We start from the raw sequence: 15,598 nt of genomic DNA, 5'->3' as shown, positions 1-15,598 counted from the left end.
ATCCCGCTCCTTAAGAGCTCGCCTAGGCGCGATCATTGGGATCTGACCAGTCGAAAACGGAGATCATGATGTCGGCCAAAGAAGTCAAGTTCGGCGTAGATGCCCGCGACAAGATGCTGCGCGGTGTCGAAATTCTCAACAACGCAGTCAAGGTCACGCTCGGTCCCAAAGGCCGCAACGTCGTTCTCGACAAGTCGTTCGGCGCTCCCCGCATCACCAAGGACGGCGTCACCGTCGCCAAGGAGATCGAGCTCGAGGACAAGTTCGAGAACATGGGCGCCCAGATGGTGCGCGAAGTCGCCTCCAAGTCCGCTGATGCCGCCGGCGACGGCACCACGACCGCCACCGTGCTCGCGGCTGCGATCGTCCGTGAAGGCGCCAAGGCGGTTGCCGCCGGCATGAACCCGATGGACCTGAAGCGCGGTATCGACCTCGCCGTGGAAGCCGTCGTTGCGGACCTCGTCAAGAACTCCAAGAAGGTCACCTCGAACGACGAGATCGCCCAGGTGGGCACCATCTCGGCCAACGGCGATGCCGAGATTGGTAAGTTCCTCTCCGACGCCATGAAGAAGGTGGGCAACGAGGGCGTTATCACGGTTGAAGAAGCGAAGTCGCTCGAGACTGAACTCGAGGTCGTCGAAGGTATGCAGTTCGACCGCGGCTATATCTCGCCTTACTTTGTTACCAACGCAGACAAGATGCGCGTTGAGATGGACGACGCCTACGTCCTCATCAATGAGAAGAAGCTGTCTCACCTGAATGAATTGCTTCCGCTGCTCGAAGCCGTGGTGCAGAGCGGCAAGCCGCTTGTGATTATCGCGGAAGACGTCGAAGGCGAAGCGCTCGCCACTCTCGTCGGGAACCGCCTGCGTGGTGGCCTGAAGGTCGCGGCCGTCAAGGCTCCAGGCTTCGGCGATCGCCGCAAGGCCATGCTGCAGGACATCGCGATCCTGACCGGCGGCCAGGCGATCTCGGAAGATCTCGGCATCAAGCTCGAGAACGTCACGCTCAACATGCTCGGTCGCGCCAAGAAGGTGATGATCGACAAGGAGAACACCACCATCGTCAGCGGCGCGGGCAAGAAGGCCGACATCGAGGCGCGCGTCAATCAGCTCAAGGCGCAGATCGAGGAGACCACCTCGGACTACGACCGTGAGAAGCTGCAGGAGCGTCTGGCCAAGCTCGCCGGCGGCGTCGCGGTCATCCGCGTCGGCGGCGCGACCGAGGTCGAGGTGAAGGAGCGCAAGGATCGCGTTGATGACGCGATGCATGCGACCCGCGCGGCGGTCGAGGAAGGCATCCTGCCGGGCGGCGGCGTCGCCCTGCTGCGCGCTTCCGAGCATCTCAAGGGGCTGCGCACCAAGAACGATGACCAGAAGACCGGTGTCGAGATCGTGCGCAAGGCTCTATCGTATCCGGCTCGCCAGAATCGCGATCAACGCTGGCGAGGATGGCTCGGTGATCGTCGGGAAGATCCTGGAGAAGGATCAGTACGGCTACGGCTTTGACTCCCAGTCCGGCGAATACGTCAACCTGGTCACCAAAGGCATCATCGACCCGACCAAGGTGGTTCGGGTGGCGATCCAGAACGCGGCCTCAGTCGCGGCTCTCTTGATCACCACCGAAGCCATGGTCGCCGAGGTGCCGAAGAGGAATGCAGGCACCGGCGTGCCTGCGGGCGGCGGCATGGGTGGTATGGATTTCTAAGCGAGCCGGCTCATGACGAAGAATGGCAGAGAAGGAAACGGATGAGCCGAATCCTACAGAGATGCCGAGGTGCCGAGGTGAGCCTTGCTGTCCTATCGGCATCGACCGCGAAGTCCTCAAGCGAAAAGCCCGGCCACGAGAGCCGGGCTGATCGGTAATAATTCCAAGTCAGGCAATGCACGGAAGAAATCGGGGAAAGATGTCGCGTCTGTTCAAAAAGGAACACTCGAACCGATTATTGGCAAGACCGCGCAGTGTAGAGATTTCACAAGGGCGCGACATTTCGGGGAGTCCCGCTCCTGGCCCTTGGCGCAGATACTCGCTGTGAGCATAGGGCGCTGCCGCCAGGCTACGGCGACAAGGCGCATCGTGCCCTCGTAAGAGTGTCCGTATGCGATTGCGTGAGCAATTTGGTACAGACGCCGATCGCTTGACGTGTCTAGCCTCCTTAACGGGTGAGATTCGACTTACCTCTAGGTCAAGGCGAAAACGATGGAAATCTCCAGGGAGACAAAAGCTGCCGTGCGGCCGGCACTGTGGGGAGCCGTGGCCGGAGCAATCGCTCTGGCAATCGTGGGTTTCAGCTGGGGCGGCTGGGTGACGGGTGGGACCGCCGAGGCGCTCGCAAGGAATGGAGCTGCGACGGCTGTCGTCGCAGCTCTCACACCCATCTGCGTTGAGAAGTTTCGACAAGCCGCAGACGCGTCGGCAAACCTGGTCGAAATGAAGAAAGCGACCTATGCATGGGACCAGAGCAAGTTCGTTGAAAAAGGCGGTTGGGCCACCATGCCGGGAAGCACCGAGCCAAACTCGGCCGTTGCAAAAGCTTGTGCCGAATCGCTTGGTAGCAAGAATGCCGCGGAGCTGCGCGGATAGTCAGGAAACTCGTGCGGCGGAAAGACCGCTGCCATTGATGGTTCCCGGCCTCTTCTTGCAGGCACAGGCGGCTTATACCGTCGATTCGATGTGACCATCGCCACTTCCCGGGTGAGAGTCTTTTCTTTCCACGCAACCGTTCCGTGAGCCAGAACGCGAAGAGGAAAATTCCTACACACGACGGAAGTTAATTCGCGCGCAGTGTCGGTTGGGATCTTCCGGCACACGGGTGTCGGCCCAGCGCTATTGTCCAGGTGGGCAGATCAAAGAGTCGACGTTTAGCTGTTCGCCGCGCAATTTCGCTGATGGAGCCCAGCTTGCGCGAGCAGGACCGTTTCAAAAGTTTGCGGCGACCAAATCGTAAGAGCCCCTGCTGCCGCGGCTGTAGATCTTGGCAGCGGCGGCACAGATCAAGTCACGATTGCAATCAAACGCGTTCAGAAAGCCTGGTTCATCGTAGCTGGCATCTGGTTTAAGTCGCTTCAGCGCACCTTCGTTTATGAAGAACGACGCCTCAATAGCGCTGTCGTATCCCCAAAATCGCACGGCGCGCCGCGTGCGATCATAAGAGCGACTGTGATTTGGAAACTCAATCATGGTTGAGCCGATCAGTTGCCGATACACGAGACTCGCGCCTAGCACGATTTGCATCGGAGGTTGGAGCGATTCAGTTGCGCGAACTCTCAAGTGGTTATCTTGGAAGCGTATTACAATGTCGCTCGATGATAACGACAGCAAGAAAGTTGCGCTTGGCCCTCGTCATTCTGCGAATAGGCACTACATCTTAGTCATCACCGCGCGCTCCTCGGCTGTTATCGGTGACTGAGAGCATTGTGCTCCCGCCGCGGCCAAGAGGCGGTCAAATGTCGAATATCTCCAAGTTCAGTGTTCGCGAGTGGATGGTACCTCCCGTATTGCTGCCGATCTTTTTCGTGCTGCTGATCGCTGCTGCAGTGCTGATTCAGTGGTAGTTCCCTCCGGCAGGCGAGCGTCATCAGTTCCAGCCAATGATCCATTCGCCAAGGAAGGGAGCCAAATCGTTTGTTGGCTTCTGAACTGAGCATCAGGGCGGCAAACGCCTCGGATAGAGCTCGCAAGATGCCGCCGGACATCAGAGCGCGGAGGCACTGCAAAAGGTAACAATCCTGGAGAACGCTGCCGAGATGCTCAAGCATCTCGGCTGCAAGGTCGGCGTGTCATCAGAATGACAGGTGAGAGTTGATCCTGTCCGCTCCACCGTTCACGCACGCCGATGGGGTCGGATATTATGAGGAAAGAGCACCTGGGTATGGATCATAGGGGCACCGAGATGCTTGTCCCAGATCGATCGCTCGTACCAGTCTACAGCCGTTTCCCGTAGATGGCCCATCCAATGATGCTGGTCCAGCGCTGATCTTGCACGGCCGTCCGTAGCGCGATCGAAGCCTTCGACAATCCCGATGAGTCGAAATTCTCTCCTCGGGACCCGATAGCCGAATGACGTCGGCTGCCGTCATCGCTGTCGCGATGACGCTTAAGGAGCTTTGCACGAACTCCACGAAGTTTGGCGGCCGGTCGGTCCCGGAGGGCGGGTCGACCTCGTCTGGACAGTGGAAGGCATGTGATACGTCTTGCGGATCGTGGCAGCGGAAAGAATCGGACGACGAAGAATCAAGCTTGCCGCACCGGATGACCAGCTGCTGATCAATATTGCTCACGTTCCAAGAGAATGGGCGCCAGGTGCGGTCAAGGAGTTCGACCCGCATCCGGTGCATCCGGAGCCTGCAGCCTTGTTCAGTCCGCCGTATGAAGTGCTGTCTTTGTAGACTGAGCAATATTGCTCAGCAAAACATCCCGATCTGGATCAATATACTGGTTCGCAGGGGCGAACTCGGCGGAAGGAGCCAACTATGAATCCGATCACCGCATTTCTTGCGATAGCCTGCGTCGCTATCGGCGCGGTGCTTGGCCTGATGGGTTACTTCGCGCTCGGCACCGCTTCGCTGATCGCCGCGATCGTCATCGCCTCCGCGAAGATGGCAAACACCTGGCAGAAGTTCGTTATCCTCCGCGCCGGCAAATTGCGCGGCGTGAAAGGGCCCGGACTTTTCGTGATCATTCCGGTTGTCGATAGTGTCGTTGCCGTCATTGACGAGCGTATCCAGACTACCGCTTTCAGCGCCCAGGAGGCCCTGACGAAGGACACCGTCCCAGTGAACGTGGACGCCATCATTTTTTGGTTCGTCCATGACGCACAGAAGGCGGCCTTGAACATTACGAACTACCGGGAAGCCATCGATCGTGTCGCCCAGACTTCGCTGCGCGAAATGATCGGCTCCTCGATGCTAGCGGCGCTCTTGTCGGAGCGGACCGCCGCTGACCAGCTGTTGCGAAGCGAAATCGGACGCAAAACGGCCGACTGGGGCATCTCAGTGAGGTCAGTCGAGATCCGCGACGTCGCGATCCCGGTGGCTTTGCAGGATGCGATGTCTCGGCAAGCGCAGGCCGAGCGGGAAAAGCAGGCCCGTGTAATCCTCGGATCGGCCGAAGCCGCCATAGCCGGCAAATTCGTCGAGGCGGCCGTGATCTATGCGGGGCGGCCGGCGGCATTGCAGCTCCGCGCCATGAACATCATCTATGAGACAACCAAGGAGCGCGGCACCACGATCCTGATGCCGACATCGATGGTCGACAGCATGAACCCCGTCGTGGCCTTGGCTTTGGCGAGCCAGGACAAGACCGTGTCGGCCGAGAAAACCGGCTCGCTGCCGCTGAGCACCCCGTTCACACAACAGAAAAACGCTTCCAAGGTTGACGAGACTTCGCTTGCTCTCGAGCCAACTTGACACACCAAACGCGGTTTTGGAGCTGTTACTAAGGGACCGTCGGTGGATACGCTCGAACGCACATGTCCGAAAGCAGTCTAGACATGGTTCAAGGCCCCTCAGAAACCCGCGCGTTGGCGCAGTTGCTTGCCCACTATCGCCAACCCAATAACGCGCGCGGTATTTTCGAGCTTTTGATCACAGCAGTACCCTTTTTGGTCATCTGGGCTCTAATGTTGGCCGTTGTTGTCCGCGGCCATTGGATTGGTCTGCTGCTGGCAGCGCCCGCGGCGGGCCTGCTCGTTCGTCTCTTCATGATCCAGCATGACTGCGGCCATGGGTCGTTCTTCCGCGGCCGTCTTGCGAACGATTGGGTCGGCCGAGCCATCGGCGTTATTACCCTAACTCCGTACGATTACTGGCGACGCAACCATGCGCGCCATCACGCGAGTTCGGGTAATCTCGATCATAGGGGCTCCGGCGACATTGATACATTTGACCGTGAGAGAGTTTGCCGCACGGCCTCGATGGCGACAGATCCTCTATCGTCTGTACCGGCATCCGATCGTAATGTTCGGCGCAGGTCCCACATATCTCTTCATTTTGCGGCATCGCTTGCCGATAGGGTCGATGCGCAGCGGCTGGCGGCCCTGGCTAAGTACAATGGGTACGAACGTCACCATCGCGGTTCTGATCGCCGGCATGATTGGGCTGGTTGGCCTTGGGCCATTCCTGCTGGTGCATCTGCCGATCGTGGTTCTGGCTGCGTCAATCGGTGTCTGGCTGTTCTATGTTCAACACCAATTCGAGGAAACATCGTGGTCCCGTGATAAGGCGTGGAGCTTTCACGAAGCTGCGCTGCATGGCAGTTCGCACTATCACTTGCCGGCTGTCTTGCGCTGGTTTACGGCGAACATCGGCGTCCATCACGTCCATCATCTATGCAGTCGAATTCCCTGCTATCGGTTGCCCGACGTACTCCAGGATCATCCGGAACTCGCTGCCGTGGGACGGAATCACGCTTTTGCAAAGCCTGCAGTGTGTGCCGAGGGCCTTGTGGGATGAGAAAGGGCGGCGGCTCGTTTCGTTTCGAGAGGCCCGTCTCCGGCAAAATTTCCAATGTGAGCAATATTGACCAGTGAGCGCGGCATTTTTGAAAGCATACTACCGCTCTGATCGCCAGAGATTGGCCGCCGTTGTCTAACATTCCGTTATTGGCTTGAGGTCTCAAACAGGTTCCCGTAAGCGGCGCATTGAAGCCGTCCTCGAAACGCGCGTTTCAGTCCCGCAGCGATGTGCGATGCGGTCAGGAAAGCGGGCGCGGTTCATTTTCTAGGAGTCGCCTAATGGTTGAAAATGCGCCGCAGAGTAGATTTTTCGTTCGCGCGGGAGGTGTCGGCTGGATGGTCTACGATCGAGAACGCAGGGGGCCGGCTCTGATTGGAACCGATGTGGCGGATCGTTTATCGAAGGAACAAGCAGGACGGGCGTCCGCGATCCTACTTGCTTCAGCACAGAAGACCTGGAGCTGAAAGCTTAAGAGCGGGGCCGCCTCACTTCGCGGACTGACAAGGCTAGCCTCGGGTTTCGCACCATTTGCCGTGCGGGCACAGGCCGCTGAAGTTGGGCCGAGTCATCGGCCCTCTCAGACAATTGTCTCGTTCACGTTAGCACACGTCAAACCACGATGTGCGATTTGATCGCCGCTCGGTCAGCATTTTCTGGCATTTTCTACGTATGAGAGTTATCTTCAGCGTTTCTATCTATGGGAGTTCGCTAGAGACCAGAGAAGATCGGTGTCTCGCAAAATTGTGTGACGCGCCGCCGCCACGATCGGAAAACCGATGCTTAAATTGCTGGCACGATGCGCGGTGGTCTCTATTGTGCTGACTTCGGCGCTCGCCGCCGAACCGGTCAAGCTCAAATTGGCGTTCTTCAGCTCCGACCGCTCGACGAGCTATCTCGCGGCGGTCAAGCCGTTCGTCGACGCGGTCAACGCCGAGGCCAGAGGCCAGATCGAAATTGAAACCTATTTCAGCGGCGCGCTTGGCAAGGACCCGGCTGAGCAGCCCCAGCTCGTGCTCGATGGTAGGGCGGACATCGCCTACGTCGTCACAGGCCTGACGCGCAATCGATTTGCCGACAATGCAATCCTCGAATTGCCCGGCTTGTTTGCGAGCATGCGGGAGTCCGTTGCGGTGCTCACCCGGCTGATGGCAGCCAACGCGCTGCAAGGTTACGATGACTACATCGTGATCGGCGCTTATGTCAGCGAACCCGAGACGATCCACAGCAATATCCCGATCACGTCGCTGAATGATCTGAAAGGCAAGCGACTTCGCGTCAACAATCCTGGCGAAGCCGCCGCGCTCGAAAAACTGGGGGCGCGGCCTGTGCTCTTGCCGGTCAACAAGATCTCCGAAGCTATCGGCAACGGCAGCATCGACGGCGCCCTCGTGAACCCTGCTTCAGTGGTCGATTACGGCGTCAAACGCGTTGCGACTTATCACTACCTTCTTGGCATCAGCGGCGCGCCGCTGATGGTCTTGATGAACCGGAAGACATTCAACCGGCTCCCGAAATCGGCGCAGTCAATCATCCTCAAATACAGTGGTGCGTGGTCTGCCGGACGCTTCGTAGATACCTACGAAGCTGTGGAAAGCAGCATTATGAGGGAGCTAAAGTCAGATCCCAACCGTCACGTGATCGTGCCCACGCCGTCGGACCTGGATGCGGCAAATGCCGTATTCGCGACCATTGCCGATGATTGGGCTTCGAAAAGTCAGCGCAATGCCGAGCTACTGAAAACGGTCCGGGCCGAGCTCACGAAAATGCGATCGAACCGGTAGCCGCGGATGCCATCATTCGCCAGCATCCGGCCTCAGCGAAACATCGTCATCATCTGCGTCGCGCTTGCCATATTGTTGCTGGGTACCGGGGCGACCCTGAAGATCACGACTGATTATCTTCTCCGTCAAGACGCGACGTCGACCGCTCGCAGCTGGGCCCGGTTCCTGGCAGCCAGTGTCGCCGATCTCGAGCAGATTGCCGGCGGCGAGCAGCCGGCCGCCGCAAGCCTAGCGTTCTTCTTGTCGGCCCGAAATTCCGGTGAGGTCTTTCAATACGAGATCTTCAACCGCAATGGTTATTCGCAGCTCGTGTCGACCCAAGCAAAGATCGCACTCCTCGATTTGTCGGTATACAGCCCCGATGCAGCGCGATCGGTCGCCGAGGCTCAACCTATCGTCGATGTCAGGGAGGGCAATTCGGTCGACCGACCGGCATTCTTCGCGCGCGCCTATGTCCCGGTCCAGGCCGACGGTCGTCACATTGCGGTCGTTGCGGCCTACGTGGATCAAACGGAGCAACGCAGGAGTTTTCACAATACATTCCTGACCGCGGCCGCATTCCTTTGCCTGCTGTCGGGCCTCGCCTTCTCCATTCCCGCAGTTGCGTGGTATCGTGAAACAAAGGTGAAGCAGGTTGACCGACGCATCCGCTTCCTCGCCCACCATGACGCGTTGACCGGGCTGGCCAATCGTCCCCAGTTGATCGAAAAGCTGGAAAGAGCCCTCGCTCACTTGCCGACGCGGGGCGGCAGCCTTGCCGTGCACTTCATCGATGTCGACCGCTTCAAGGAGGTCAACGATACGCTTGGTCATGACGGCGGCGACTTTCTACTCAAGTCCATCGCCGAGCGTCTGCGCGCTGCGGTCCGGATCGACGACGTGGTGGCCAGGCTCGGCGGCGACGAGTTCGTCGTCGTGCAGAACGACGTCGGCGGCAGGATGCAGGCCGAGACCTTTGCGCGCCATCTTGCCACCGCCGCAAATGCTGCGGTGAAGTTCAAGCAGCACGAGATACACACCACCGCTAGCATCGGCGTGGCGCTGGCGATGGAGGAGGGCACCAGCCCGGAACGATTGCTCAAGAGTGCCGACCTCGCGCTCTACGCGGCCAAGGCCGCCGGCCGCAACTGCATCCGGTTCTTCGTGCCCGAGATGGATACCGAGCTACAAGCGCGCATCGAGCTCGAAAGAGCGATTCGCGAGGCGGTGCTGAATGATCGCTTCGAACTGCATTACCAGCCGCTCTTCGAAGTATCTCAGCGCCGTCTTGCCGGCTTCGAAGCGCTGATCCGGATGCACGCAGCGGACGGGACCCTCGTTCCGCCACTGGCCTTCATCCCGGTCGCCGAGGACTTGCGACTTATCGACAAGATCGGGGCGTGGGTGTTGCGGGAGGCATGCCGCACCGCCGCAACCTGGCCGGCGCACCTGACCGTTGCAGTAAACCTGTCACCCCAGCAGTTCGTGGCGGGCACCATCAGCGACATCGTCGCTGCCGTACTGAGGGAGGCGGAACTCGCGCCGCACCGGCTCGAACTGGAGATTACCGAAGGCTTGCTGCTCGGCAACACCGAAACGATCATGGCGCAGCTCCTGACTCTCAAGGCGATGGGCGTGGCCATCGTAATGGACGATTTCGGTGCAGGCTATTCGAGCTTCAGCTATCTGTGGCGCTTTCCGTTCGACAAGATCAAGATCGATCGAACCTTCATGCAGGGCCTCGACGGCCCCCATCGCCAGGTCGGAGCGGTGGTCAAAGCGATCATCGCGCTTGGACGCGAGTTGCACATGCGCGTAACGGTCGAAGGCGTCGAGACCGCCAGCCAGGCGGCATTTCTCGATACGGCCGACGGTGATCAGGTCCAAGGGTTTTTCTTCGGCCGGCCGGTCCCGGCCTCGGAGCTCGGCGCCAGCATTCTGGCGGGCTTCGCGAGGCCAATGTCGCCGGCTTTACCCGTGCCCAAGCTGCAGGTCGTCAACGCCACCGCTGAACGGTAGCACGAACCTGCACCTCCGTGGGCGGAGCGGCTCCCCGGCCCTCCGCCATTGTAGACCATTCTCGCGTTTCGGTTAGCGCTTGTCTCACCAACATGACATTTTTCTTCCGTAGCCTGCATCTCTCGCCGAGGTTGCGAATTGGTGATCATGCCTACCATGGAAAATCAATCGCGTTGCACCTCCGCGCCGGAACGCGGCAGCCCACACACAGGTGGCCCCCTCACGACGCCGATCGACGGCGCAACAAATGGCGGGTCCGGTCCACGGCACGCGTTGGACGTGCATCTTGATCCCGGCAAGACCGAGGTCTCGGAGACTGACGCTCCGAGTGCAAATGTGGCGCCGAGCCGGACACCACTGCGATTTGTGAGGCAGCCGTGGGCATCGCCATCGTCGCAGTATTCGGCTGGCTCCCCCTGAGAGCGGTTTTCCAGACGTCAAGCGTCGAAGCAGTCGTCAACGCGAGGCTGGTGACATTGAGGTCGCCGATTGACGGCAAGATTTCATCCGGCGCCGGTCTGTCGGGCGATCCAGGCATCGTCGCCGAGGGCACGTTCATCCTTCGTGTCGTCAACGCGCGCGGTGACCGCGTGCGGCTCGACGATCTGCGCAGCCAGATGTCTCGCCTGGAAAACGAGAGGCCAAGCCTCGTTTCGAAGATAGCATCGGCTCGCGCGGCGCAGAAGGATCTGGCGCGTCAGGCGGCCCTGTTCACGAAGGGGCGTATTCGTCAGCTCGAGGCGCGCATCGCGGAAATCCAGGCCTCAATCGAAGCGGCCGCGGCGCGTCGCGAGGAGGCGACGGCCGCGGTGGAGAGAGCCTCTTCGCTTGTAAAATCGGGCAGCGTTTCCTCCGTCGAGCTTGGGCGCTTGACGAGAGATCAAACCATCGCCCAACAGACTGAGATCGGCGCGCGACGCCGCCTGGATGCAACCCAGGTTGAGCTCACCGCCGCCCGCGAAGGCACCTTTCTCGGCGACAGTTACAACGATCGTCCGAGTTCGGTGCAACGTGAGGAGGAAATGCGGCAGCGGGCGGAGGGGCTCACCGCGGACGTCGCGCATGCGGATGCGCAGATCGCGTGGCTCGAGGGTGAGATTGAATCCGAGCGATCTCGTTACAGCAGCCGCTCCGAAGCGGAGCTCAAATTCCCCGTCGCCGGCCGAGTCTGGGAAATCCTGACTGCGCCAGGTGAGGACGTCCGGGCCGGTCAACCGCTCGTTCGCCTGCTCGATTGTTCCGGCGCGGTGGTGACGGCGAACGTCAGGGAGAGTGTGTATAACAGCCTGCAACTTGGATCGGTCGCGCAATTCCGACCGAGCGCCGAAGGGCCCGAGTTGGCCGGCACCGTGGTCAATCTTACGGGCTCCGCAGGGGCCGCGGCCAACCTCGCCATCAATCCCGATGCCCTGAGCAAGGAACCATATCGTGCCACAATTTCGGTCCCCGCCCTTAACGATGGCTCCAACGATTGTCCGGTCGGGCGAACCGGACGCGTCATCTTCTCGGCAGATAGTGCGAGAATGCCATGATCGCCGCGCTGACACCGGGCCTTCTTGCGCTCGGGTTCTGCCTTGCCATCCTGCCCTGGCTGCGGCCTGGGAACTCTGCGTCGCGTTCGCTGATGATCGCGATTCTATTGCTGCTCATGATCCGCTACTTTGGATGGCGCCTTACGTCCACGATCCCGCCCGTCGGCTGGACCGCCGATTTCGTCGTGGGAGTCGTGTTCCTCCTCGTGGAGGCTGCATCACTCGCGGCGAGTGCACTGTCGCTACTGTTTCTCAGTCGTACGATCGATCGAACGCCGCAAGTCGAAGCCAATAGGCGGTGGCTTGCCGGACGGGACACTCCCCTCATCGACGTGTTCATTTGCACCTACAACGAGGAAGTTTCGATTCTCGAGCGCACGATCGTCGGCACAACTGGAATGAACTATCCTAACTATCGAGTTTGGGTGCTGGACGACGGGCGGCGCCGCTGGCTCGAAAAGCTTTCAGGCGAGCTCGGCTGCCGCTATCTGGCTCGGCCCGACAACAAGGACGCCAAGGCCGGCAACATCAACCACGCTCTTCGTCATGTGACAGGGCTCGTCGATCCTCCCGACTTCATTTCGATCCTCGATGCCGATTTCGTTCCCATGCCCGAATTTCTCGCTCGCGCGATGTGCCTGCTCCGCGATCCTGGCGTAGGCGTGGTGCAGACGCCTCAGCATTTCATCAATGCGGATCCGATTCAAACCAACCTGGCCGCGACCAAGGTCTGGCCGGACGAGCAGCGCTTCTTCTTCGATATTCTGATGCCAGCGAAGGACGCGTGGGGCGTGGCTTTCTGTTGCGGCACGTCGTCGGTCATCAGACACTCGTCACTGGTGAAAATTGGCGGCTTTCCGACCGATTCCGTGACGGAGGATTATCTACTGACACTGCGGCTGAAGGAGATTGGCGCGCGCACGGTGTACCTGAACGAGCGGCTGACCTTGGGGTTGGCCCCCGAAGGACTGAAGGAGTACATCACTCAGCGCAGCCGATGGTGTCTTGGCTTCATGCAGATAATTCGGGGGCGCAGCGGCCCCTTTTCGCGAAGATCGCGGCTGGAACTTGTCGACAGGCTATCCCTGGTCGAAGCATTCATGAGTTGGACCTCGACCTATGTCATCAAGGTATTCGGTCTTGTCATTCCGAGCCTTTATCTTCTGTTCGGCATCAAAGCCGTTCAGGCGGATCTTTCCATACTCCTCGGAAATTTCCTGCCGTTTTATATCTGGTATTCGCTCACCATCGCCTGGATTTCTCGTGGACGGTCAATGGCGGTGATGTCCGACGTCTCCCAATACATTGCTTTGCCAGCGGTTCTCAAAGCAGTCGCGAGGGGACTGCTCAAGCCGCTGGGGCACAAGTTCGAGGTCACCGCAAAGGGCGGGGATCGCGATCAAGGTTTCATCGAATGGCCGCTGCTCAGGATCTACGGCTCCGCGTTGGCGATTACGCTCGCCGGAATTACCTATGCCTTCGTGCTTCATGCGCAAGGCGACATTATCGCTTATGGCGGCCTGGCGCTGGCCTGGAGTTTATACAATGCAGTCGTCCTGACGATCGTCTGCCTGGTGTCCGTCGAGCAGCCGCGGCGGCGAAAGGCCGAGCGGTTCGAGCGAACTGAGCCAGTTCTTTTCAATATCGGTGGGCGGTCCGGCATCTACCGTTTGGCCGACATGTCGATCACGGGTGCCCGCTTCGTGAGCAACAATCCTCCACCGGTTGGCACCGTCGTCCATTGCACACTTCGTGAGAGAACTCTCGCCGCTCTGGTCGTGCGGCGTACAGCGGATGGATTTGCAATCCGATTCGATGAGACCCTCAACACGCGCGTTGATCTCATTCGAGCTTTCTATTCCGGCGACTACGTCACCGCATTCACCGGCATACGCGCCGTCCCCCTCGGCAAAGCAATCATGATGCGGATTTTCGGGTGACTACGTCTACCGGCGGTATTGTTGGGTCAGGCTTCGGGCGCTTCCATCGAAGGCGTTGGGCAGCATGGCTGTCCTAGCATGATAGTCGTGCTAGTGGGCGGCAAGAGCAGCCATAACCGAGAGCGTCGCGGCAGATCGGGGCCATTTGATAACCAACGCGCTCGCCGTGGAGACTGAGCAAAATTGACCAGCGAATCGGTGTCTCTAAGAGCATGTATCCTTGGGGGGCGGGCTGTTGGGAGGAAGGAATGATCGCCGAGCGAAAGCCACCCAGCTTTTGGCCTCAGAGTCCGGACGACGAGATGCGAATGAGGGGCACCCTTCGCTCTCTCGAAAAAGAGAATATGGAGCTGAAGGAGCTGGTCGTCCGCCTTTCGGAGACTATCCTTCGATACGTCGAAGGGCGACGCTGAGTTCGCGAAACGAGGCGCTGAGCTAGATGTCCGTTGAGCGGGTCACGGCCGTAGCGAAGCTAGGCTCGCCCCACGGCTTCGTCGCCGCAAGGCCTACATCGATGGTTTCGGCGCCTGATCGCTTCGGTTGCGCGCGTGCTATGTCGGCGCCCGCAGCTCGCCCCGAAACCAAGCTAAAGTATTTGCGCATTTCATCGGGTCGACTGCTTCGTCGAGGAGCTGGTGGATGAGATCACAAGCGGGACATTCGAAGGTTTGAATGCGAAAGCCGGCGGGACCGGGCGTAATGCGCGCCAGCATCATGCTTATCTGGCATTCGGGACACATCGGTCGCTGGATGGTCATTGAGCTAGCCTTGATCAGGGCGGGAGCGCGAAACTCCCAGTCACCGGTGGATGCCGTTGGGCGCGGTGATGCACCATCGTTGAGCAATGCATGCTGCTGCCGCTGGCCAATATTGATCATCTTCCGAACTAGCGTTGGTTATCCCAAACACGCGCTTTCACGATTCGACTCCTTTTTAGAATATGCAGTTGTCCGGTCGCTCCCATGAACGGCATCTACCGGCCTGGCTGTCCTGTCTGCGCCGACGCGTCGCCGGCGGAACGCTTAGCTCACCGGTCGATGAGATATTCAAGCGTAGACACAGCGGGCTGCTGCTCGTCCTACGAACACACGCCCCGGAACGGACCAGCGATAAGTGAGGGTCCTGAAGCAACCATCGGTGGCGAGCAACGTTGATCCACCACCAAGCGAAACAAGGAGACACAAATGTCAGATCACATCCAGACAGAGCAGAATGTGCCGCACCAACCGAATGGCAATGATCAGCTCAATACAAGAGCTTCGTCCAGCGCCTTGCCCGGGGCCTTCCTTGCGATTGCCAATGCTTACGGGGACTACACGAAGAAGTCGCTCGAGCATACGAGACTGTTTGTTGAGAAGCTCTCGGGCGTAAAGTCGCTCGACAAGGCGATTGAAGTTCAGGCCGACTTCGCCAAGGCAACCTATGGCACGTTCGTTGTGGAGTCGCAGAAGATCGGCACGCTTTACGGCGATCTTGCCAAGGAGTCGTACAAGCCATTCGCTGAGGTTGTTGCAAAGATGACCCCGACAAATCGGTAACATGGCTTAGAACTCTGTCCCGCGGTGCCGGAGCAAAGCGGCTCTGGTTCATCGCGAGGCATTGCCGGGAGGAGCATTATGGCCAGTATCAATCAGATCTTCGAAAGCTTATCCATTAACCCAGAGCAGGTAACCGCCGTGAACGCAGCGTACGACCTGGCATGTCGAACGCTTCAACACATCGGCCAGCTGGAGGTAGATCGGGAAATCATTGCCAGGAGAATTGTGCAGGCAGCAGGCGACGGCGAGCGCGATGCCGACAAGCTGTGCGCGCGTGCCATCCGTGGACTGACTGCGCTCGACTACCGGCAGCATAGCACCTAACGGCCCGAACGATCCACTGACTGGCAGAGC

At 59.4% G+C, this 15,598-nt stretch carries 11 protein-coding genes and 3 pseudogenes; 12 read left to right on the top strand and 2 right to left on the bottom strand.

Going from position 1 to position 15,598, the window contains the following annotated elements; translation table 11 throughout:
* Nucleotides 1-68: 68 nt before the first annotated feature.
* Together groL and ABIA40_RS19590 are read left to right on the top strand one after the other, a co-directional pair.
* Nucleotides 69-1,707 (top strand): annotated as a pseudogene (gene groL, locus ABIA40_RS19595) (chaperonin GroEL).
* Nucleotides 1,708-2,199: 492 nt separating this feature from the next.
* Nucleotides 2,200-2,583 (top strand): hypothetical protein, encoded by a 384-nt coding sequence (locus ABIA40_RS19590; RefSeq protein WP_271542407.1) that lies wholly within the window; start codon nt 2,200-2,202, stop codon nt 2,581-2,583.
* A 336-nt stretch (nt 2,584-2,919) separates the two neighbouring features.
* On the opposite strand, the gene ABIA40_RS19585 is transcribed toward ABIA40_RS19590, so the two are convergent.
* Nucleotides 2,920-3,207, bottom strand: a complete 288-nt coding sequence (locus ABIA40_RS19585; RefSeq protein WP_333919549.1) for a DUF1488 domain-containing protein — start codon at nt 3,205-3,207, stop codon at nt 2,920-2,922.
* Nucleotides 3,208-3,962: 755 nt separating this feature from the next.
* Here ABIA40_RS19585 and ABIA40_RS19580 point away from each other — a divergent pair.
* From ABIA40_RS19580 to ABIA40_RS19545, 8 genes and pseudogenes are all read left to right on the top strand, one after another.
* Nucleotides 3,963-4,178 (top strand): annotated as a pseudogene (locus tag ABIA40_RS19580) (sensor histidine kinase); the annotation flags it as partial.
* 15 nt (nt 4,179-4,193) lie between these two features.
* Complete coding sequence (locus tag ABIA40_RS19575) at nt 4,194-4,388, top strand: hypothetical protein (protein ID WP_271542405.1); 195 nt, start codon at nt 4,194-4,196, stop codon at nt 4,386-4,388.
* 84 nt (nt 4,389-4,472) lie between these two features.
* On the top strand, nt 4,473-5,408 hold the full coding sequence (locus tag ABIA40_RS19570) for a slipin family protein (RefSeq protein ID WP_404542906.1): 936 nt from the start codon (nt 4,473-4,475) through the stop codon (nt 5,406-5,408).
* A 293-nt stretch (nt 5,409-5,701) separates the two neighbouring features.
* A pseudogene (locus tag ABIA40_RS19565) lies at nt 5,702-6,452 on the top strand (fatty acid desaturase).
* A 779-nt stretch (nt 6,453-7,231) separates the two neighbouring features.
* Nucleotides 7,232-8,236 carry a TRAP transporter substrate-binding protein gene (locus tag ABIA40_RS19560; RefSeq protein ID WP_271542401.1) on the top strand — a complete coding sequence of 335 codons (1,005 nt, stop codon included), beginning with the start codon at nt 7,232-7,234 and terminating at the stop codon, nt 8,234-8,236.
* 6 nt (nt 8,237-8,242) lie between these two features.
* Nucleotides 8,243-10,234, top strand: a complete 1,992-nt coding sequence (locus ABIA40_RS19555; RefSeq protein ID WP_271542398.1) for a bifunctional diguanylate cyclase/phosphodiesterase — start codon at nt 8,243-8,245, stop codon at nt 10,232-10,234.
* 377 nt (nt 10,235-10,611) lie between these two features.
* Entirely contained in the window at nt 10,612-11,766 is a 1,155-nt protein-coding gene (locus tag ABIA40_RS19550) for an HlyD family efflux transporter periplasmic adaptor subunit (protein ID WP_333919546.1), read from the top strand.
* Nucleotides 11,763-13,706, top strand: coding sequence for a glycosyltransferase (locus tag ABIA40_RS19545; protein WP_404542904.1), 1,944 nt, complete (start codon nt 11,763-11,765; stop codon nt 13,704-13,706). Before ABIA40_RS19550 ends, ABIA40_RS19545 begins: the two co-directional genes overlap by 4 nt.
* 551 nt (nt 13,707-14,257) lie before the next feature.
* Here the strand turns inward: ABIA40_RS19545 and ABIA40_RS19540 are convergent.
* Entirely contained in the window at nt 14,258-14,584 is a 327-nt protein-coding gene (locus ABIA40_RS19540) for a hypothetical protein (protein ID WP_271542393.1), read from the bottom strand.
* 306 nt (nt 14,585-14,890) lie between these two features.
* Here ABIA40_RS19540 and ABIA40_RS19535 point away from each other — a divergent pair, with 306 nt between their 5' ends.
* Complete coding sequence (locus tag ABIA40_RS19535; RefSeq protein WP_271542391.1) at nt 14,891-15,244, top strand: phasin family protein; 354 nt, start codon at nt 14,891-14,893, stop codon at nt 15,242-15,244.
* A gap of 78 nt (nt 15,245-15,322) precedes the next feature.
* Nucleotides 15,323-15,568: a hypothetical protein gene (locus ABIA40_RS19530; protein WP_271542389.1), complete on the top strand. Its 246-nt coding sequence runs from the start codon at nt 15,323-15,325 to the stop codon at nt 15,566-15,568.
* The last annotated feature ends 30 nt before the right edge of the window (nt 15,569-15,598 follow it).

This window comes from Bradyrhizobium sp. USDA 223 (genome assembly GCF_044909005.1).
In the GTDB taxonomy this organism is placed as follows: Bacteria; Pseudomonadota; Alphaproteobacteria; order Rhizobiales; family Xanthobacteraceae; genus Bradyrhizobium; species Bradyrhizobium yuanmingense.
The sequence above is the reverse complement of the archived record's forward strand: the minus strand, read 5'-3'. Positions and strand labels throughout refer to the sequence as shown.

Excerpts from the sequence above, each read along its gene's own strand:
- ABIA40_RS19545 (WP_404542904.1), top strand. The coding sequence starts at position 11,763 with ATGATCGCCGCGCTGACACCGGGCCTTCTTGCGCTCGGGTTCTGCCTT.
- ABIA40_RS19570 (WP_404542906.1), top strand. The coding sequence starts at position 4,473 with ATGAATCCGATCACCGCATTTCTTGCGATAGCCTGCGTCGCTATCGGC.
- ABIA40_RS19540 (WP_271542393.1), bottom strand. The coding sequence starts at position 14,584 with ATGATCAATATTGGCCAGCGGCAGCAGCATGCATTGCTCAACGATGGT.
- ABIA40_RS19555 (WP_271542398.1), top strand. The coding sequence starts at position 8,243 with ATGCCATCATTCGCCAGCATCCGGCCTCAGCGAAACATCGTCATCATC.
- ABIA40_RS19535 (WP_271542391.1), top strand. The coding sequence starts at position 14,891 with ATGTCAGATCACATCCAGACAGAGCAGAATGTGCCGCACCAACCGAAT.
- ABIA40_RS19530 (WP_271542389.1), top strand. The coding sequence starts at position 15,323 with ATGGCCAGTATCAATCAGATCTTCGAAAGCTTATCCATTAACCCAGAG.
- ABIA40_RS19560 (WP_271542401.1), top strand. The coding sequence starts at position 7,232 with ATGCTTAAATTGCTGGCACGATGCGCGGTGGTCTCTATTGTGCTGACT.
- ABIA40_RS19590 (WP_271542407.1), top strand. The coding sequence starts at position 2,200 with ATGGAAATCTCCAGGGAGACAAAAGCTGCCGTGCGGCCGGCACTGTGG.